At 64.5% G+C, this 19,691-nt stretch carries 17 protein-coding genes; 2 read left to right on the top strand and 15 right to left on the bottom strand.

All coding sequences use genetic code 11. The annotated features are described in order from the left end of the window. Window positions 1-47 precede the first annotated feature (47 nt). From pyrH to J2R80_RS27495, 6 genes are all read right to left on the bottom strand, one after another. Window positions 48-764 (bottom strand): UMP kinase, encoded by a 717-nt coding sequence (gene pyrH, locus J2R80_RS27520; RefSeq protein WP_028334006.1) that lies wholly within the window; start codon window positions 762-764, stop codon window positions 48-50. Between the two features lie 71 nt (window positions 765-835). Beyond that, window positions 836-1,759 (bottom strand): translation elongation factor Ts, encoded by a 924-nt coding sequence (gene tsf / locus J2R80_RS27515; RefSeq protein ID WP_057016494.1) that lies wholly within the window; start codon window positions 1,757-1,759, stop codon window positions 836-838. A gap of 127 nt (window positions 1,760-1,886) precedes the next feature. Then, a complete protein-coding gene (locus tag J2R80_RS27510; protein WP_057016493.1) occupies window positions 1,887-2,879 on the bottom strand; it encodes a 30S ribosomal protein S2 in 993 nt (330 codons plus the stop codon). A gap of 218 nt (window positions 2,880-3,097) precedes the next feature. Continuing rightward, window positions 3,098-6,622: a DNA polymerase III subunit alpha gene (gene dnaE, locus J2R80_RS27505; protein WP_253639765.1), complete on the bottom strand. Its 3,525-nt coding sequence runs from the start codon at window positions 6,620-6,622 to the stop codon at window positions 3,098-3,100. 477 nt (window positions 6,623-7,099) lie between these two features. Further along, complete coding sequence (locus J2R80_RS27500; protein ID WP_375162610.1) at window positions 7,100-7,303, bottom strand: GDCCVxC domain-containing (seleno)protein; 204 nt, start codon at window positions 7,301-7,303, stop codon at window positions 7,100-7,102. Window positions 7,304-7,491: 188 nt separating this feature from the next. Next, window positions 7,492-8,226, bottom strand: coding sequence for an outer membrane protein (locus J2R80_RS27495; RefSeq protein WP_057016491.1), 735 nt, complete (start codon window positions 8,224-8,226; stop codon window positions 7,492-7,494). Between the two features lie 222 nt (window positions 8,227-8,448). On the opposite strand from J2R80_RS27495, the gene J2R80_RS27490 reads away from it, so the two are divergent. Together J2R80_RS27490 and J2R80_RS27485 are read left to right on the top strand one after the other, a co-directional pair. Then, the gene (locus J2R80_RS27490) at window positions 8,449-8,814 is read left to right on the top strand and encodes a DUF3551 domain-containing protein (RefSeq protein ID WP_253639764.1); all 366 of its coding nucleotides are present in this window, start codon (window positions 8,449-8,451) and stop codon (window positions 8,812-8,814) included. A gap of 115 nt (window positions 8,815-8,929) precedes the next feature. Further along, a complete protein-coding gene (locus J2R80_RS27485; RefSeq protein WP_057016489.1) occupies window positions 8,930-9,202 on the top strand; it encodes a DUF3551 domain-containing protein in 273 nt (90 codons plus the stop codon). 109 nt (window positions 9,203-9,311) lie between these two features. On the opposite strand, the gene J2R80_RS27480 is transcribed toward J2R80_RS27485, so the two are convergent. From J2R80_RS27480 to J2R80_RS27440, 9 genes are all read right to left on the bottom strand, one after another. Then, the gene (locus tag J2R80_RS27480; protein ID WP_016840545.1) at window positions 9,312-10,010 is read right to left on the bottom strand and encodes an ABC transporter ATP-binding protein; all 699 of its coding nucleotides are present in this window, start codon (window positions 10,008-10,010) and stop codon (window positions 9,312-9,314) included. A gap of 9 nt (window positions 10,011-10,019) precedes the next feature. Next, window positions 10,020-11,300: a lipoprotein-releasing ABC transporter permease subunit gene (locus J2R80_RS27475; protein WP_028339647.1), complete on the bottom strand. Its 1,281-nt coding sequence runs from the start codon at window positions 11,298-11,300 to the stop codon at window positions 10,020-10,022. Window positions 11,301-11,372: 72 nt separating this feature from the next. Continuing rightward, window positions 11,373-12,692: a proline--tRNA ligase gene (proS, locus tag J2R80_RS27470; RefSeq protein WP_038380332.1), complete on the bottom strand. Its 1,320-nt coding sequence runs from the start codon at window positions 12,690-12,692 to the stop codon at window positions 11,373-11,375. A 164-nt stretch (window positions 12,693-12,856) separates the two neighbouring features. After that, window positions 12,857-14,419 carry a copper resistance CopC/CopD family protein gene (locus tag J2R80_RS27465; protein WP_253639763.1) on the bottom strand — a complete coding sequence of 521 codons (1,563 nt, stop codon included), beginning with the start codon at window positions 14,417-14,419 and terminating at the stop codon, window positions 12,857-12,859. A gap of 3 nt (window positions 14,420-14,422) precedes the next feature. Then, window positions 14,423-14,950 carry a YcnI family protein gene (locus J2R80_RS27460; RefSeq protein ID WP_253623827.1) on the bottom strand — a complete coding sequence of 176 codons (528 nt, stop codon included), beginning with the start codon at window positions 14,948-14,950 and terminating at the stop codon, window positions 14,423-14,425. A gap of 7 nt (window positions 14,951-14,957) precedes the next feature. Further along, window positions 14,958-15,482, bottom strand: a complete 525-nt coding sequence (locus J2R80_RS27455) for a copper chaperone PCu(A)C (protein WP_057016486.1) — start codon at window positions 15,480-15,482, stop codon at window positions 14,958-14,960. A 35-nt stretch (window positions 15,483-15,517) separates the two neighbouring features. Continuing rightward, window positions 15,518-16,015, bottom strand: a complete 498-nt coding sequence (locus J2R80_RS27450; protein ID WP_057016485.1) for a TlpA disulfide reductase family protein — start codon at window positions 16,013-16,015, stop codon at window positions 15,518-15,520. Continuing rightward, window positions 16,012-17,238: a sialidase family protein gene (locus J2R80_RS27445; RefSeq protein WP_253639762.1), complete on the bottom strand. Its 1,227-nt coding sequence runs from the start codon at window positions 17,236-17,238 to the stop codon at window positions 16,012-16,014. Before J2R80_RS27445 ends, J2R80_RS27450 begins: the two co-directional genes overlap by 4 nt. Before the next feature lie 11 nt (window positions 17,239-17,249). Further along, window positions 17,250-19,658 (bottom strand): TonB-dependent receptor, encoded by a 2,409-nt coding sequence (locus tag J2R80_RS27440; RefSeq protein WP_253639761.1) that lies wholly within the window; start codon window positions 19,656-19,658, stop codon window positions 17,250-17,252. Between the last annotated feature and the right edge of the window lie 33 nt (window positions 19,659-19,691).

Raw genomic sequence — 19,691 nt, 5'->3', positions numbered from 1 at the left:
GCTGTCGACGCCCTCGGGCCCAAAATCTGGACCCGGAGGCGCGGCAATCAGCCGGCGACGACGGTGCCGTGTCCGGTACCGCGCAGAATCGCACCGATCGAACCGGGCTCCGCGATAGAGAACACGATGATAGGCAGCGACGTCTCGCGGGCAAGTGCGAAAGCGGTCGCGTCCATGACCTTGTAGCCGCCCTCGATCGCCTGCGAATGGGTTAGGCGGTCGAAGCGCTTGGCTTTGGGGTCCTTCTTCGGATCGGCGCTGTAGACGCCGTCGACATTGGTGGCCTTCAGCACCGCCTGCGCACCGATTTCGGCCGCGCGGAGCACGGCGGTGGTGTCGGTCGTGAAGAACGGGTTGCCGGTTCCACCGCCGAGCAGGACGATGCGTCCCTCGGCGAGATATTTGTGCGTTGCACTACGGGTGAACAGCTCGGAAATCTCCGGCATCACGAATGCCGACAAGGTCCGCGCCGGGGTTCCCTTGCGCTCGATCGCCGCCTCCAGCGCGAGGCAGTTCATCATGGTGGCAAGCATACCCATGGTGTCGCCGGTCGGCCGGGAGACGCCGCGCGAGGACACCTCGACGCCACGGACGATGTTGCCGCCGCCGATCACGACGGCGACCTCGATACCGAGCTTGCGGGCTGCGATCAGGTCGTCGGCGATGCGATCGACCGTCGGTTGATCGATACCGAACCCGTGGGAGCCGGCCAGATATTCGCCGGACAGCTTGATCACCACGCGACGATAGATCGGCTCAGCCATGATGCGATCGCTTTCTTATCCCGCGCAGGCAGGCCTCCGGCGCGGAGCGCCGGACGCCTTGGTGTCAGCGGTTACTTCTTGCCGCTGGCGGCCGCGACTTCGGCGGCGAAGTCACTTTCCTGCTTCTCGATTCCCTCACCGAGAGCATAGTTCACAAAGCCAGCGATTTTGATCGGCCCGCCGACCTTACCCTCAGCTTCCTTCACCGCCTGGGCAACCGACTTGCCGCTATCGTGGATGAAGGCCTGATCGAGCAGGCAGACCTCCTTGTAGTAGGTCTTCAGGCCGGAATCGACGATCTTCTCGATGACGTTCTCCGGCTTGCCCTGCTGGCGGTACTTGTCGGCCAGCACGTCCTTCTCGCGCTTGACGGTCTCCGGATCGAGCCCGGCCGGGTCGAGCGCCAGCGGCTTCGCCGCCGCGACGTGCATGGCGAGCTGGCGGCCGAGCACCGCGAGCTCGTCGGTCTTGCCGGCGGACTCCAGCGCCACGATCACGCCGATCTTGCCGGCGCCCTCGACGACCGCGTTGTGGACATAGCTCGACACCACGCCCTTGCTCACCTCGAGCGAGGCGGCGCGGCGCAGCGTCATGTTCTCGCCGATGGTCGCGATCGCGTCGGAGATCGCGGTCTCGACGGTGACGTCGCCGACCTTGGCCGCCTTGATCTTCTCGACGTCAGCGCCGTTGTGCAGCGCGACCTGGGCGATCATCTTGACCAGGCCCTGGAACTGCTCATTGCGCGCAACGAAGTCGGTCTCCGAGTTGACCTCGACCAGCACGCCCTTGGTGCCGGAAGTCAGCGCGCCGATCAGGCCCTCGGCCGCGACGCGGCCGGCCTTCTTGGCGGCCTTGGAGAGGCCCTTCTTGCGCAGCCAATCCTGCGCTTCCTGCATGTCGCCGTTGTTCTCGGTCAGCGCCGCCTTGCAATCCATCATGCCCGCGCCAGTCGACTCGCGGAGCTCCTTGACCATCGCTGCTGTGATCGTTGCCATCGTTCAATGTCCTTCTTGCCTGTACAGAAACCGCGGCGCCCGATGGCGCCGCTATCTGCGACAGGGAGATCGTTGTTCGTGGAATAGAAGCGGCGGCCGGGCGAGACCCGGCCACGCCGCGTAGCCTTTATTCCGCTTCGGCGAGCGTCTTGGCCTGGGCGACCCAGGCGTCGGCACGGCTCGGCAGACCGACTTCTTCGCCAATCTTGTGCGCGGTGTCGTGGTCGAGCTCGGCGAGCTGCCAGTAGTGGAAGATGCCGAGGTCGTTGAGCTTCTTCTCGATCGCACCGGACACGCCGGTGAGCTTCTTGAGGTTGTCGGCGGTGCCGCGCGGGCCGGCGAGGCCCTGGAAGCCGGACGGCGCGGCCGCCGGAAGGTCTTCCTGCACGGGCGTCGCCGACGCGCCGATGTCGATTCCGGAATCGCCCTGAGCGCGCGAGATGCCGTCGATGGCGGCGCGCGCCACGAGATCGCAATACAGCGAGATCGCGCGGCCGGCGTCGTCATTGCCCGGCACCACATAGGTGATGCCCTTCGGGTCCGAATTGGTGTCGACGATCGCCGCGACCGGGATGTTGAGCCGCTGGGCTTCCTGGATCGCGATGTCTTCCTTGTTGGTGTCGATCACGAAGATCATGTCGGGAAGGCCGCCCATGTCCTTGATGCCGCCGAGCGAACGGTCGAGCTTGTCGCGCTCGCGCTGCAGCGTCAGCCGCTCCTTCTTGGTGTAGGAGTTGGCTTCGCCCGACGACAGCACGTCGTCGAGATGACGCAGGCGCTTGATCGAGGCCGAGATCGTCTTCCAGTTGGTCAGCGTGCCGCCGAGCCAGCGCGAGTTGACGAAGTACTGCGCCGAACGCTTGGCAGCGTCGGCAACACCGTCCTGGGCCGAGCGTTTGGTGCCGACGAACAGGATGCGGCCGCCCTTGGCGACGGTATCGCTGACCGCCTGCAGGGCACGGTGCAGCATCGGCACGGTCTGCGCGAGGTCGATGATGTGGATGTTGTTGCGGGCGCCGAAGATGTAATCCTGCATCTTCGGATTCCAGCGGTGGGCCTGGTGGCCAAAGTGAACGCCAGCTTCAAGCAACTGACGCATAGAAAAATCGGGTAGCGACATAGTGATAATTCTCCGGTTGGTTCCTCCGGAAACGTGTGAGCAAACGCGCCTGAATGGCCCGGTTGCCACCGGACGGCCTTGAGAGCCATGTTTCCGTGTGAGATGGCGCGCTATATAGCGCGATTTGCGCCAGAAGCAAGGAAATACGGCCGGTTACACCGGCCGGCCGGGCCCAAATCGTGCCGAAACGGCCCTGTTTGGCGCCCGGAGTCCCCAGTTTACAGGGTCTGCACGTCGACCACGCCGGCAACCGCCTTGATCGCGCCGGCGATCTGCGGCGAGACCTTGTAGCGGCCGGGCAGCTTCATCTCCACCTCGGTTTCGAGGTCCAGCATCATCACCAGCGAGACGTCGCCATCGGCCCCCGCCGCCGGTGGCGGCGCGGCGGCCGGCTTCACGGCCGGTGCCTTTGCGGCGCCGCCCGGGGCAGGCGCGGCTTCCGGCATGTTGAGCCGGCGGGCGATCGACTCCAGCGGCTTGGTGTCGCGCACGAAGATCCGCAGGCCCTTCTGCGTCTTGGCCGCGGCGTGATCCAGCGGCTCGGCGTGCAGCACCCTCGCCCGCACGTCCTCGCCCTGCAGCTCGGCGCCGAGCTGCAACAGCACGGCCGCTCCCGGTTCGAGCACGTCGCGGTATTGCGCAAGGCCTTCCGAGAAGAGCACCGCTTCGAAATGGCCGGTCGGGTCCGACAGGCCCATGATGCCCATCTTGTTGCCGGTCTTGGTGCGGCGCTCCATGCGGGACACGACGGTTGCCGCGACCTTGCCGGCGGTGGCGCCGGTCTTCACCGCGCGCGAGAACTCCGCCCAGGACTGCACGCGCAGCCGCTTCAGCGCGGTGGCGTAGTCGTCGAGCGGATGGCCCGACAGGAAAAAGCCGATGGCGTCGTATTCGCGCCGCAGCCGGTCGGCGGGCAGCCACGGCTCGATCTGCGGCAGCATGATGCTCGGCGCATCCGCCGCGCCGCCGAACATGTCGTTCTGGCCCGAGGTCGCCGCCTCATGGCTGCGCTGGCAGGCGGCGAGGATCGCATCGGCGCCGGCGAAGACGCGCGCGCGGTTCGGCTCCAGCGTGTCGAAGGCGCCGGCCGCCGCAAGGCTCTCGATGATCCGCTTGTTGACGGCGCGCGGGCTCACCCGCGCGGCGAAATCGGCGAGCGAGGTGAAGGCGCCCTTCTTGTTGCGCTCCTCGATGATCTGCTCGACCGCCTGGATGCCGACGCCCTTCAGCGCCGCCAGCGCGTAGTAGATCGTGTTGTCGCTGACCTCGAAGGTCGCGCCGGAGCGATTGATGTTGGGCGCCTCGACCTTGATGCCGAGCCGCTGCGCCTCGGAGCGGAATTCGGACAGCTTGTCGGTGTTGTTGAGTTCGAGCGTCATCGACGCCGCCAAAAACTCGACCGGGTAGTGCGCCTTCATATAGGCGGTGTGGTACGACACCAGCGCATAGGCCGCCGCGTGGCTCTTGTTGAAGCCGTAGTCGGCGAACTTGGCGAGCAGCTCGAAGATCGTCTCGGCCTGGCCCTTCGCCACGCCGTTCTTCATCGCACCGTCGACGAAGATGTCGCGCTGCTTGTCCATCTCGGCGCGGATCTTCTTGCCCATCGCGCGGCGCAGCAGGTCGGCCTGGCCGAGCGAGTAGCCCGCCATCTGCTGCGCGATCTGCATCACCTGTTCCTGATAGATGATGACGCCGAAGGTCTCCTTCAGGATCGGCTCCAGGATCGGATGCAGATATTCCGATTCCTCGTCGCCGTGCTTGCGCGCGCAATAGGTCGGGATGTTCGCCATCGGGCCCGGGCGATACAGCGCCACCAGCGCGATGATGTCCTCGAAGCGGTCCGGCCGCATGTCGATCAGCGCGCGCCGCATGCCCTGGCTTTCCACCTGGAACACGCCGACGACATCGCCCCGCGCCAGCATCTGATAGCTCGGCGCATCGTCGATCGGCAGCGTCGCGAGATCGACATGGACGTTGCGCTGCTTGAGCAGCTTCACCGCGACGTCCAGCACGGTCAGCGTCTTCAGGCCGAGGAAGTCGAATTTCACGAGGCCCGCCGGCTCGACCCATTTCATGTTGAATTGGGTGACCGGCATGTCGGATTTCGGATCGCGGTAGAGCGGCACCAGCTCGCTCAGCGGCCGGTCGCCGATCACGATACCGGCGGCATGCGTCGAGGCATGGCGCGTCAGGCCTTCGAGGCGCTGCGCGATATCGAACGCACGCGCCACCACCGGATCCTCGTCGCGGAACGCCTGCAGCTTGGGCTCGCCCTCGATCGCCTGCGCCAGCGTCACCGGCGCTGCGGGATTCTGCGGCACCAGCTTGGTCAGCTTGTCCACCTGCCCATAGGGCATCTGCAGCACGCGCCCGACGTCGCGCAGCACGCCGCGCGCCTGCAGCGTACCGAAGGTGATGATCTGCGCCACCTGGTCGCGGCCGTAGCGCTCCTGCACGTACTGAATCACCTCGCCGCGGCGGTCCTGGCAGAAGTCGATGTCGAAGTCCGGCATCGAGACGCGTTCGGGATTGAGGAAGCGCTCGAACAGCAGCGCAAACCGCATCGGATCGAGGTCGGTGATGGTCAGCACCCAGGCGACCAGCGAGCCGGCGCCGGAGCCGCGGCCCGGCCCGACCGGAATGCCCTGCGCCTTCGCCCATTTGATGAAGTCGGAGACGATCAGGAAGTAGCCCGCGTATTTCATGCGGGTGATGACGTCGAGCTCGAAGGCAAGCCGCTTGCTGTAGTCCTCTTCGGTCATTCCCGGCGAGAGACCGTGCACCCGCAGGCGATTCGCGAGCCCCTCCTCGGCCTGGCGCTTCAGCTCGGCGGCCTCGTCGGCGGCGGCATCGGCGCTGGCGGCGGCACCCACCGTGAAGAACGGCAGGATCGGCTTGCGGGTCTTCGGCCGGAACGAGCAGCGCTCGGCGATCTCCACCGTCGAGGCCAGCGCCTCCGGGATGTCGGCGAACAGCACCGCCATTTCCGCGCGGGTCTTGAAGCGGTGATCCGGGGTCAGTTGCTCGCGGTTGGTCTCGGCAATCAGATGGCCGCCGGCGATGCAGAGCAGCGCGTCATGCGATTCGTAGTCGTCATTGCTGGCAAAATACGGCTCGTTGGTCGCCACCAGCGGCAGGCCCTTGCTGTAGGCGAGATCGATCAGGCCGCCTTCGGTGCGGCGTTCCTTGTCGGCGCCGTGGCGCTGCAATTCGATGTAGAGGCGATCGCCGAACAGGCCGGCCAGGCGTTCGCAGCGGGTGATCGCCAGCGCCGCCTGCTCGGCCCGGAGCGCCAGCGCGATCGGGCCGTCGGGGCCGCCGGTCAGCGCGATCAGGTCCTCGGCGTCGTCGATGAGCCAATCGAACTTGATGTGCGGGGTCTGGTTGACCGGCGTCTCCAGGAACGCCCGCGAGTTCAGCCGCATCAGGCTGCGGTAGCCGCGCTCGCGCGCCGCCAGCAGCACGATTCGCGCCGGGCCCGTCGTCGCAAGGATGCTCCGCGTATTCGGATCGACGTCGCCGAAATCCACCGCCAGCTCGCAGCCGACGATCGGCTGGATGCCGTAGCCGGCCATCTTGTCCGAGAATTCCAGTGCGCCGAACATGTTGTCGGTATCGGTCAGCGCCAGCGCCGGCTGGCGGTCGGCCTTCGCGAGCTCGCCCAGCTTGGCGATCTTGATCGAGCCCTTCAGCAGCGAATAAGCGGAATGAACGTGAAGGTGAACGAATCCGGCATTCGGCATGACTGCTTACGGAATCTCTTGAGTCAGGGATGGAGCGAGCGCCAGGGCCGGAACTCGAAAGTGTCAGACCCGACTCGCAATCCCATGGTGGGGCCTGACCCCTGCCAAGTCCACGCCGAACGCGGCGTGGCGGCAAGTCCTCCTGCTTTTCCCCAGGGGCAGACCATGCCGCCGGCGATGCCCCTGTCCCCGCGGGCGCATTTTCAGAATTGGGTGATCAGCTGGGCCCACACCGCGATCATCCCGACGAACAGCGTGATCGATGCCAGCGCTGCAGCTTCTTGCACGAAAATCTTCAACATGGCCGCTCTCCCTGAACCGGAACGTATGCAGAACATTGTTCCTTTTTTGTTCTAGGAGTCAAGCGATGCCGGCGACCCAGTTCGAGAAGTGACCCCTGTGGTTAATTCCTGAGCGGCCGACGTCTCGCCGCCGACAGTGATCCGGATGGCGAACTCGTCTTGAGCCTCCGGGGAGCTAGTTACCGCAGCAATTCCCAGCCTGCCTGGGAGGGCAACCGTATGAGCAAAACACGCAGCAATCTCCTGCTTTCGGTTTCAGGCGAGTGCCGCAGCCCTTGCAATCATAGAAGAACTGGCAGGCGTCGGTCGGCATCGTCTCGATGGAGACATGGCCGCAGGACGGGCACGTCAGTTGGGAAGTCAGCTGCAGGTCCGTCATGCCGCGAATATGCGGCGTTGACCGTTCGGTCGGAAGGCCTCGTCCAATCAAATCCGACCCGAATCCCGAAGCGGACGGGCAAAGCCCGTCCCCTGCTCCTGGCCGACGGGCCGGCGCCGCCAGGCCAACAAAAAACCCCGGGCCGAAGAAGCCCGGGGTTTTCGATGCCGCTTGAATTAAGCGAGCGATCAGTACTTCGCGATGACCGGGCCACCGAACTTGTAGTTCAGACGGCCCAGAACCATGTCGGTGTCGCCACCGGTGTGGAAGCCGGTCACGGCAACACCAGCCGGGGTCACGAAGGTCGCGCCATGGGTGTCTTCGAAGATGTGGTTGTACTCGACGCCGAGCGACCAGCCCTGCGAGAAGGCGAATTCGAGGCCAACACCGACCGTCGGGCTCCAACGGGTGTCGAAGCCGGTCTCGGACGCCAGATTGCCGGCCGCGTTGAGGAACTGGAAGTTGCGATCGGTGACCGCAGCACCGCCCTTGGCGTACAGCAGGACGTTGTTCCAGGCGTAGCCGATCTGACCGGTGAACAGGCCGAACGCATCAGTCTTCGAGCGAACGATGCCGCCCGGGACGACCAGATTGCCGGTGCTGCCGGAGAAGTCAGCCCAGTTGCCCTGAGCTTCCAGACCGAACACCCAGCCGCCGGCCTGCCAGCGGTAGCCGATCTGGCCACCGACGGTGCCGCCGTTGGCGTCGTAGCTTCCGACGCCGCCGAAGCCGTCGACCGAACGGTTGTCGTGGCTCTGGCCCCAACCACCGTTGATACCGATGTAGAAGCCAGTCCAATCATAAACAGCGGCAACCATGGGCGGCGGAGCCTTGGTGTAAGGGCGAGCCGCGAGGTCAGCCGCGGAGGCAGCAGTCGCGCTGAGCGCGAGCATGCTGGCGGTGACAAGCAAAATCTTTTTCATTTTCCCGTTCCAACTTTTTCTACAGGCCCCCAAGGCCGCGAGACACCGTCATAGCAGCCCCCGGCGGAATTGCTGTAACTTCGCGGCAACAGGCAGGGCCAAACGACTTCGCTCAAATTTGAAGTTAATACTGTATTACGGGCACTTCCTGGAGTTTTTGCCACATAGTTGCCGCACAATCTTCACAATTCGGATCTGCGTGCGCAGCTGGGCGCAAGATCGTTGACCGGAACCGGCTTGTCCGATTTGGATCGTCGCCAGGGTCGAATCTTCGCAGCAAAAGGAATGCAGATGCGGACGATGATTCTTGCTGCTGTGGCATCGGTGGCTGCACTTGCAACGCTGGGGACTGCGCCCGCGCATGCCGTCGGCGTGCGTTACCCGTTCTGCATTCAAGGCGACCGCTATCCCGGCCTGAGCAACTGCTCCTATCCATCGTATGAGGCGTGCTTGGCCACCGCTTCGGGCATCGGGCAGAACTGCATCGCCAACCCCTATTATGCCGGCGACAACGACCCGCGCTCGTATCTTCACGTGTCCCCGCGGGACCGCCGTGAGGGCAATTTCTTCGACCTGTTCATCCACTGATACGCTCGGTCCGGCAACCCCGGCGCGGGAATGTGAGTTGATCCGGCGCTGCGCACAGGTGCCTATTCGCGCGCGCTCGGCATCAGCATTGCCGGCGCCGACGAGGAGATTTCTGATGCGCAGTCTGATTCTGGCACTCTTGCCGACACTCCTGGCCTTGGCAGCCGCGCCGGCCAGCGCCCAGAAATACGATTCGACCTCGCCGGTCTGCAAAACCAACTACCGATGGGGCGGTGAGGATACCGACTGCGGCTACACTTCGATCGCGCAGTGCCAGGCTTCGGCGTCCGGCCTCGCGGCGATCTGCATCAACAACCCCTATTATGCCGGGCCGCCGATCGACAGGCAGCCGAGAGCATCCGGCAGACGGCCTCGCCCCGCTTATTGAGCCAGAAGCATTTCGTTCCGATCGAAGCGACACGGAAAAAGGCTCCGGATTCTCTCGTCTTAGCGCGGCTTCTTCACGCACACCGCTAGCCAGTTCACGCGACGGCGCACTATTCGAGCTCGACAACCTGTCCGTTCGACAGCGACACCCGGCGATCCATTCGCGCGGCGAGATCCAGATTGTGAGTCGCGATCAGCATCGCGACCCGGGTCGCCTTCACGAGTTGCATCAGCGCGTTGAAGACGTGGTCGGCCGTGCCGGGATCGAGATTGCCGGTCGGCTCGTCCGCGAACAGTACCCGGGGCGCGTTGGCAACCGCGCGCGCGATCGCGACACGCTGCTGCTCGCCGCCCGAGAGCTCGGCTGGGCGATGGGTGATGCGATCGCCGAGCCCGAGATAGGAGAGAATCTCGGTCGACCGTTTCACGGTTTCGGAGCGTTTGAGGCCGCGAATCATCTGCGGCAGCATGACGTTCTCGAGCGCCGAGAACTCCGGCAGCAACCGGTGCGATTGATAGACGAAGCCGATATCGGAACGGCGAATCTGGGTGCGGTCGACGTCGGACATCTGCGAGGTCGGCGTGCCCGCGACATAGACTTCGCCGTCATCGGGGGTCTCCAGCAGGCCCGCGATGTGCAGCAATGTCGACTTGCCGGATCCCGACGGCGCCACCAGCGCCACCGATTGACCGGGCCACAGCGCGAGATTGGCGCCGTTCAGGACGGTCAGCGTCGCTTCGCCCTGCCGGTATTCCCGCTTGATGTCATGAAGATAGACGACCGGTGTGTCTTCCGCCCCCTCCGCCATGTGCGCTCCTTATTCGTACCGGAGCGCGTCGACCGGATCGAGGCGCGCGGCGCGCCACGACGGGTAGAGCGTCGCAAGGAAGGACAGCGTCAGCGCCATGATCACGACGGCGAGCGTCTCGCCAAAATCGATTTCAGCAGGCAGCTTCGACAGGAAATACAGCGTCGGATCGAACAATTCCGTGTTGGTGAGCCACGACAGGAATTGCCTGATGGTTTCGATGTTGAAGCAGATCAGCAAGCCGACCAGCAGACCGACCAGCGTGCCGACGACGCCGATCGATGCGCCGGTGATCAGGAATATCCGCATGATCGAGCCCTGCGAGGCGCCCATGGTCCGCAGAATCGCGATGTCCTGGCCCTTGTCCTTCACCAGCATGATCAGTCCCGAGACGATGTTGAGCGCCGCGACCAGCACGATCATGGTCAGGATCAGGAACATCACGTTGCGTTCGACCTGAAGCGCGTTGAAGAAGGTCGAATTGCGCTGCCGCCAGTCGACCAGGAAGACCGGCCGGCCGGCCGCCTCGGTCACCAGCTTGCGATAGGTCTCGATCTTGTCCGGATTGGTGGTGAACACCTCGATCGAGGACACGTCGTTGTTGCGGTTGAAATAGGCCTGCGCCTCGGTCAGCGGCATGAACACGAAGGTCGAATCATATTCCGACATCCCGATCTCGAACACCGCAGTGATCTTGTAGGGCTTGATGCGCGGCGTGGTGCCCATCGGCGTCACCGCGCCCTTCGGCGAGACCAGCGTGATCATGTCGCCGGCATGGAGCGAAAGCTGGTCAGCGAGGCGGCGACCGATCGCGACGCCCTGCCCCTCATCAAAGCCCTCGAGCGAGCCTTGCTTGATGTTCTTGGCGATCGAGGTGAGGTTGTTGAGATCGTCGGCGCGGATGCCGCGGATGAAGACGCCGGCGGCGTTGAACGGCGATGAGCCGAGCCCCTGCCCGTCGACCACCGGTGCGGCGAGGCGGATGCCCTGCACCTGGCTGATGCGGTCGGCGACATCCTTCCAGTCGGTCAGCGGCGATTCCAGCGGCTGCACCAGAATGTGTCCGTTGAGGCCGAGGATCTTGTCCAGCAATTCCTTGCGGAAGCCGTTCATGACCGCCATCACCACGATCAGCGTGGCGACGCCGAGCATGATGCCGAGGAACGAAAAGCCGGCGATGACCGAAATGAACCCTTCCTTGCGGCGCGCGCGCAGATAGCGTCCGGACAGCAGCCATTCGAATGGCGCAAAGGGCGGGGTACGGACTGGCTCGCTCATGGTCTCATCCATCTGTCGATAATCCCATGATTCGGGCCAAATGTGGCCGGATTACCCCGCCGATCAGCACGGCGTGAATAAACTTTAACCCGCGAGCTTCGCGACCACGTCGGCGGGGCTCATATTGTCGCGTGAGCCGTCGCTGCGACGCTTCACTTCGACCTTGCCGTCCGCAAGCCCCTTGGGTCCGACCAGAATCTGCCACGGGATGCCGATCAGATCGGCCGCGGCGAACTTGGCGCCGGCACGCTGGTCGGTGTCGTCGTAGAGCACGTCGACGCCCTTCGCCGAGAGCTCGCGATAAAGCTGCTCGCAGGCGCCATCGACCGCGGCATCGCCCTGCTTGAGATTGAGGATCGCGGCGCGGAACGGCGCGACGGCCTCGGGCCATTTGATGCCGGCGTCATCGTGACACGCTTCGATGATCGCGCCGACCAGACGCGACACGCCGACGCCGTAGGAGCCGCCATGGATCGGCACGTCGACGCCGTCGGGACCGGCCACCATCGCCTTCATGGTCTCGGAATATTTGGTGCCGAAATAGAAGATCTGGCCGACCTCGATGCCGCGCGTGTTCAGCCGCTTTGCCTCAGGCACTTCCTGTTCGAAGCGCGCAGCCTCGTGGACGTCCTCGGTCGCGGCGTAGACCGAAGTCCACTGCTTGATGATCGGCGTCAGATCACCGTCATAATCGACGTCCGCGCCCGGCACCGGCAGGTCCAGCACATCGCGGTTGATGTAGACGCCGGACTCGCCGGTCTCCGCGAGCACGATGAATTCGTGGCTGAGGTCGCCGCCGATCGGGCCGGTCTCGGCCCGCATCGGGATCGCCTTGAGGCCCATCCGCGCAAAGGTGCGCAAATAGGCCACGAACATCTTGTTGTAGGAGCGCCGCGCGCCGGCCTCGTCGAGGTCGAACGAATAGGCGTCCTTCATCAGGAACTCGCGGCCGCGCATCACGCCGAAGCGCGGACGCTGCTCATCGCGGAATTTCCACTGGATGTGGTAGAGGTTGAGCGGCAGGTTCTTGTAGGACTTGATGTAGGAGCGGAAAATCTCCGTGATCATTTCCTCGTTGGTCGGCCCGTACAACAGCTCGCGCTTGTGACGATCCAGGATGCGCAGCATCTCCGGGCCATAGGCGTCGTAGCGGCCGCTTTCGCGCCAGAGATCGGCGAGCTGCAGCGTCGGCATCAAGAGCTCGAGCGCGCCGGCGCGGTCCTGTTCCTCGCGAACGATCTGCTCGATCTTCTTCAGCACCCGGAAACCGAGCGGCAGCCAGGCATAAATGCCGGCAGCCTCCTGCCGCATCATGCCCGCGCGCAGCATCAGCCGATGCGAGACGATCTCCGCCTCTTTCGGGTTTTCTTTCAGGATGGGCAGGAAAAACCGCGACAATCGCATGGCGTTACTCGGGAATCAGGAAAGCGTGGGAAGAGCTGAAGTGAAACCGGATCGGCTGTGAAAACACAAGGCCGCCAAATAAGAAAAACCCTTCAAATCAGGCGATTTTCGGCCATTTGAACGAATTGCGTACCATCGAAGTGCCCAGCGCGCCGACCGCGGCTTTACCTGACCTCGAAATCGTCTTCCAGCGTCACTTTCTTGAAATCGGTCACCAAGGCGTCGATCTGCATGTGCCAGCGGCCCGGCACCGGCAACGGCACCTTGCGCACGTGCCAATAGCCATCGGCACCGCGCGCGGCGGCGCGTTCCATCGGTTCGATGCCGCGCTCGGGCAAGCTCAGCGTCAGCGTCGCCTCCTTGGCCGTGAACGGGCTGGCATCGCCGTTCATCAGCTGCAGCACGAAGTCATTTTGCCCGACCTTGCCCGGCGCGATCAGCACCTGGAACATCGCGGCATCGGTGTGAATGTGGACCGCGAGCGGAACATCGGCCGACATCGCCAGCACGCGCGGCGGCGGCGTGAAGCGCCAGAGTGCAACGAGGCCGAGAATGGCGATCATCAGCACGAATTCCAGCGCGATCGAGCGCTGCAGCGGCCGTGTCCGATGAAACTCGCGCGCGATGGCCGGCGTGAACACCAACCGGTTCAGCGCAGCGAGCCCGAGCAACAACACCACCAGCACCAGCTTCGCAACCAGGATGTTGCCGTACCCGGTGTCGATCAGCGCGTGAAAACTGTCGAGCTGGACGATCGCGAGCGCCAGGCCCGACAAGGCGATCAACGCGACGACCGGCACCGCGATCGTCGAAAAATGCCGCAGCACCCGCAGCAGCGAATCCTTGCGCTGCCAGGCAAGCACCGCCAGCGGCGCGAGCGCGCCCATCCAGAACGCCACGCCCACGCCATGGATGAACAGCGCGGCTCGCGTCAGCCATTGCGGCGAAGCGGTGGCGGCGTGGCCGCTGACCGCAAACGACAGCCCGACACAGAGCATTGCGATCGCGGTGCGGGTGAAAGCTGCACCGAACGACGGGCTGCGCCAGGCGATCGCCGCGATTAGCATCGCGGCGATCGCGAGCAGCAGCGCGGGAAACAGGCTGGTAGCGGCGGCGCTGGCCCATGCCGCCCACGTCACGATGCCCGAGAGCGGCAGGTTCAAGAGGTCGACACCCTGCAAGCCAAGCGACGCGATCGCGCCGACAAGGCCGATCTTCAGCGACCACATGATCAGCCGTTCGCCGGCCGGGCCCTGCCCGATCCAGGCCGCAAAGAACACGCCGCCGACGCCGGCAAACAGGCCCAGATAGAGCCCGAGCCGCGCCAGCCAGATCAACACATCGAGCACGCCGTCGCTTGACGGCGCCGCCGAGCCGGTGACGACGCCGATCGAAAACAGCAGCGAGCCCGCGACCGGATGGCCATCCTGCGACACCACGCGATAGCTGACCACCTGCGTGCCCTGCGGCAGGCCCGCCGGCAGCGTCACCATCACCGACTGGTCGACGGCGCGGATCGCGACGTCGCGCGGCTTGCCCGCGGCGTCGAGCAGGCTGACCGCCGTCGGCGCCACCGCTTCGTTGAAGCGGAGCACCACCGTCCTGGGTGCTTCAGCCACCACGCTGCCGTCGGCCGGTTCGGCGCCGATCAGGACGGCATGCGCATGGGCTGAGGTCGCAAGACACAGCGCCACGAGCAGCGCTGCGAGGTTTGCGACCAGCCGCATCACTTACGACTTCGGCAGCAGCTTGACGCCGGGCGCCGGTGTCTTGCTGCCATGGTCGTGCCCGCCGCCCTGCCCGTCGGCTGGGGTATCGATCCAGCGGCTGACGCCCTGCTCGCACTCCTGCACGACCGGAAAGTACAACGTGGTGTTGGGCTTCAAGGTGTCGGTGAGAAACGTCTGCATCACGAACTCGTCGTAGTTCTGGTCCGCAAGCTTGCCACCGCTCCAGGCGACTTCCTTGACGCCCTCGGAAAGCTTGGCGCCGTGATAGTCGTATTGGGCGGCGTATTTGCCGGTGACCGCATCGAGAGTCCAGCCCGCCTTCGGCATCGGCTTAACTCCGATCACGCCCTCCGGAATCTGCACCCGGATCTTGATTGTCGCCGAGCCCGCGCAGCCATGCGGCACGGCGAACACCGCCTTGTAATACGATCCGACCGCCGCCTGCTTTCCTTCGAGTGTGATATGCGCGATCGCCGGCTGCGCTGCGAGCAGCGCCGCCGTGGCAATGAGGAGCGTCTGTGATCGCATGGCTGCCTCACATCTTCTTCATGTCCATGTGACCGGAATGGTCGCCATGGCCGGAATGACCGCCGCCCGGCCCCTGCGCGCCGACGGCCTGCACGTCCAGCGAGACCGAGACCTTGCCGGCCTTTTCGAACTCGAGCGTGACCGGCACCTTGTCGCCCTGCTTCAGCGGATTCTTCAGATCGAACATCATCAGGTGATAGCCGCCCGGCGCGAGCTTCACGGTCTTGCCGGGCTCGATGGTGAGGCCCTTGTCGAGCGCACGCATCTTCATCACGCCATTGTCCATCGACATCTCGTGGACTTCGATCTTGCCGGCAACATCGCCGGTGCCTGACACCAGCCGGTCGGGCGTCGTCCCCTTGTTCTCGATCGTCAGGTAGCCGCCGCCGATCTTGGCACCGTTCGGCGTTGCGCGCGTCCAGGCCTGCGTGATCACGAGATCGCCGGCCTTGACGTCCTCCGCGCGCGCGGACGTCGACGCGAGTGCAGCGGTCAGCGCTGCGAGGGCAAGGATGCGGGAGAGCGTCTTCATGGCGACGGATTTCCTTTCAAGTTGAAATTCAAGTGTCATCGGGTTGCTGCCGACTGGGCGATGGACCATTTGTTCAGATCGGCGATTTCGGCCGACCCTTCGATCGTCGTGATCGTTCCATCCCGGGAAATCAGCATGGTTCGCGGGATATCGCCTTGCCAGGCCGGATCGATCTCAAATCTCAACCGCTCGGCAAAGCCGTCGTCGAAGATCCAGTTTTCGGCCGCGCCGAGGCCGGCGCGATCCAGCATCGATCGCGTCGCTTCCGGAAGGTTGGGAACCAGATCCGCGCTGATCGTGACGATATCGATTCCGGGATGATCCTTCATGAACTGGCCGAGCTCCGGCAGCTCGACCTTGCATGGTCCGCAGGTCACTCCCCAGAAATGCACCAGGGTCGGATGACCGGCATGCGCATGCAGCAGCTTTTGCCAGCTGCCGCGTTCGAACGGCTTTGGCGCGCCCTCTCCCGCCGCCAGTGCGGACGGCAGCGTCGCGAGCAGGATCAGCGCAGCCAGCAGATGACGCTTCATGGTTCGCCCTCGATCGCTTGAAAATGGTAGCCGTCGGCCTTCGTCATCCACGACAGATAGGTCTGCCGACTGTCCGAGACGAGCAGCGGATGGTCGGAACTGTCGGCGGTGTCCGCGATCACCGTCGGCTTCGACCATGTCGCCCCATCGTCGTGCGACGTCATGAGGTCGATTGTCGTCTTCTGCCCGTCGAATTCCTTCCAGGCCATGACAAGCCCCTGCGGCCCCGCGATAATCTGCGGCCGGGATGGGCTGCGGTTCGGCTGACCGACCGAAAGCGGATCGGAGAAGGTTTTGCCGCCGTCGCGCGAGCGCGCATAGAACAATCCCTTGCGCGCCTTGCCGTTGGTGTACCACGTCACATGGTAGGTTCCTTCGCGCGATATCGTCAGGCTCGGACCGTGATGCGGACAGGCCGCGATCTGCCAGTCGTCGCGGCTCACCCGATGGATCTCGCCGCGCGTAGCCAGGTCGGAGAACGTCACGATCGCATGGTCGCGCACGCCACCCTCAAAGATGTTCCGGAACACGACCACCGGACGGCCCGCGCCATCGAATGCCAGCGCAAGGCGGCAGCACTCGCAGGTGTTGTCGGCGACGAGCCGCGCGTCGGAATAGGTTGCTCCGCCATCTCCGGATGACGCGAAAAACAATCCGGCACCATCATATTTCTGGCCGCGCTGCTGCGCCGGCACGCGGTTACGCTTGTCGAGCCACGCGGCAAACACCGCCCCCGCAGGATCGAAGCCAATCGCCTCGAAACGTTGGCTCTCATTGCTCGCGGTGATCGGCTTCGGCGCTTCGAAGCTGCGCCCGCCATCGGTCGATCGCGTGGTCAGCACCTGACCGTTGAAATTCTGATCGCGGAAGATCGAGAAGGCCACAGCGATGTTGCCCTTGGCATCGATCGCAAGCTTCGGCCGCGCATCCGGTCCCCAATCGAGATTGAGCCGCTCCCGGCTGACCTGCACCGGTGTGGAAAAGCTCTTGCCCTGGTCTTTTGAGCTCGCGACGGAGATCTGACCTCCGGCCATCCACGCCAGCCACAATGTCCCATCCCGCCCAAAGGCGGGCGTGACCTTGGTCGCGCAGCGCAGGGCCGTCTCTTCGCAGGCCGCTTCGGAGGCGTGCTGATGGCTCATCTGTGCGACGGCAAGGCTCGGCAAGGCCGCGAGCATGAGCGATGCAAGCAGCGTCAGGGCGACCGGTTTGCGATAGGTCATCGATGCGCTCCTCATTTGAACGCAATCTTCATGCCCGCCACGAAGGCGCGCGGCGATCCGGCATAGATCGAGTTGGTCGAGTTCGCCAGTACGCTCGCGGGATTTTGAATGCCTGCCGCGGTCACCGAATTTGAGATGTTGTTCGCCGACGCCACGTACGTCCGGTCGAAGACGTTCCTCACCTCGATGTAGAGGTTCAGCGCCTTGAAATAATCGGAGACGAGATCGGTCTTGTAGTGCAGATTGAGGTTGACCAGCTCATAGCCCGGCGCCTTCAAGAGGTTGGCGTTGTCCATGTAGAAGCTGTCCTTCCACTGCACTTCGACGAACCCGCCAAATCCCTGAAACTGACCCGACAGCTGGTCGTAGCCCAACCGCGCCGTGAGCTCGTTCGGCGAAATGCCGGGAATCTTGTTGCCGGCGCGATTGAAGCTGAACACCGCGCCGTTCGTGATGTTCTCGACGTATTCCGTGTAGACCTCGTCGAGATAAGTGTAGGCCGCCGAGAGCCGCCAGCCCGGCAGGAATTTCCAGTTGGCGGCCAGCTCGACGCCGCGATGCTCCGATCGCGGCGCGTTGAACGTGTAGGAGATGCCCGCAAGCGGCGTGGCCTGAGAAACGAGCTCGTCCTTGAAGAACTCGTAGAAGCCCGTGACGCTGAGCTTGAGCGCGTTGTTCGGTGTCCAGTCGGCACCGACATCGTAACCGAGATTCTTTTGCGTCCGCAGCTGGGTGTTGTTGCCCGAGGCGCCACTCGGCAGGACGAACAAATTGCTGACCTGCGGCGTGCCGTATCCGGTTGCCACTCGTCCACGGACTTGCCACTCGCTGCTCAGCCGGTACAGCAATGCGAGCTCGGGCGCGGTATTCTGGAATTGCCGGTCCGCGGTCGTGATCGCCGTGGTCGTGGTTCCGGCCGCGCCGGCGTAGCTGTAGGCGGTGTTCCGGCCCGTCAGACTGGTGGCCTCCCAGCCAATGCCGGCAACGGCCGTCAGCGCAGACGTGAGCTTCAATTCCTCGCGTGCGCGAACACCGTAATTTGTCGTCGTGCTGAACAAATTGCTCGACAGGCTTCCGAGCGTCGCATTTCCGCCCGGCATTACATTGCGCGTGTCGCTCGACGCGGTGAGCGTATTGTAGAAGCCGCCGAAATAGGTCGTCGAATCCAGCCCAAAAATATCGCCGCGTCTGACGACGTCGCTCATGTAGTTGTAGGACGGGAAGTCGCCGATCGCGCTCGTCGATCCCGTCGGTTGATTGATATTGCGGTCGTCGAAGACGAACTGGTTGCGCCAGGTGGTCTGGTTGTCGAAGTCGTGCTCCCAGCGGCCGCCGACGATGGTACGGCGGTCGTCGCGCCCGAGACCGGCCTGAACCGCGGTCTCCCTGTCGGTCCCGGCCGCCGCGTTGAATCCGTTGTTGAACAACGTCACGGTGGCGCATCCCGGCGCGGCCGTCGCGCCGGTCGTGCAGCCCTGCTGGAACGGGTTCTGGTAGAACTGGTTGAGCGAGGAGCGGATCGGCAGGCGCGTCGTCAGGTCGTTGTTGATCAGCTTCACCGTGAAGCGGTCGTCCGGCGTGACCTGCAGCGTGCCGAGGAAATTAACGGTCTGTGTGTTGAACCAGCTGTTGCCGATGTAGCCGTCGCCGCGCGCGTCGCTCGCGAACAGCGAGGCCTCGAAATTGCCGACCTTCTTGCCCGCCGCGAGATAGTTGTTGAGGTAACCGAAGCTGCCGCCGTCGACGCCATACTCGACGCCGTCGATCTTGCCGCCCGGCCGGGTCCTGAAATTCAGCGCGCCGCCGGTCGCATAATTGCCGTAGAGCGCCGATGACGGCCCGCGGACCACGTCGATGGCGCCATAGGCATGCGGATCGATCAGGTCGCTGCGCGACAGGCCGTCCGGCTGGGTCACCGGGAAACCGTCGTCGAAGATGACGAGGTTGCGGATGCCGAAGCCGTTCCGCGCATTCGACCCGCGGATCGAGATGCCGAAATCACGCGGGCCGTTGCCCTGCTTGATCGAGATGCCCGGACTGTCGCGCAGCACATCGGCGACGGAGAACGCCGGTCGGTTGTCGAACTGGCTGCGGTCGATGGTCGTCTGCGTTTGGCCTGTCGGCGCCCGGTTCAAACCGTCGCGGGTCGCGGCAAGCGTCTCCCCCGGCCTCGCGCCGTCCGCTGGGGCCGCCGTCACGGCTGGCGCTGTCGCCGGCTTCGGCGGCCGCCGCACGGACGCGGCACGAACGCGCGGCTTCTGCGCCGCCGGCTTGGCGCGCACCGCCGTCCGGGGCGCCTCGACGGTGACGGAGGGTAGCTCTGTGCTGGGCGCCTGGGCTTCGGCAGCGGACGGCAATGCGCAAAGCGTCGCGCCCAGCGCGAGCACGCTTGCCGCCTCCAGCGGATGATAGCGAAACATGCATGAATCCTGACACCGGCGCTCCGGCCGGCT

Origin of the sequence: Bradyrhizobium sp. USDA 4541 (assembly GCF_024171085.1) — a bacterium.
Lineage (GTDB): Bacteria > Pseudomonadota > Alphaproteobacteria > Rhizobiales > Xanthobacteraceae > Bradyrhizobium > Bradyrhizobium australafricanum.
Note: the sequence above shows the minus strand (reverse complement) of the source record. Positions and strands in the feature narration are given on the sequence as shown.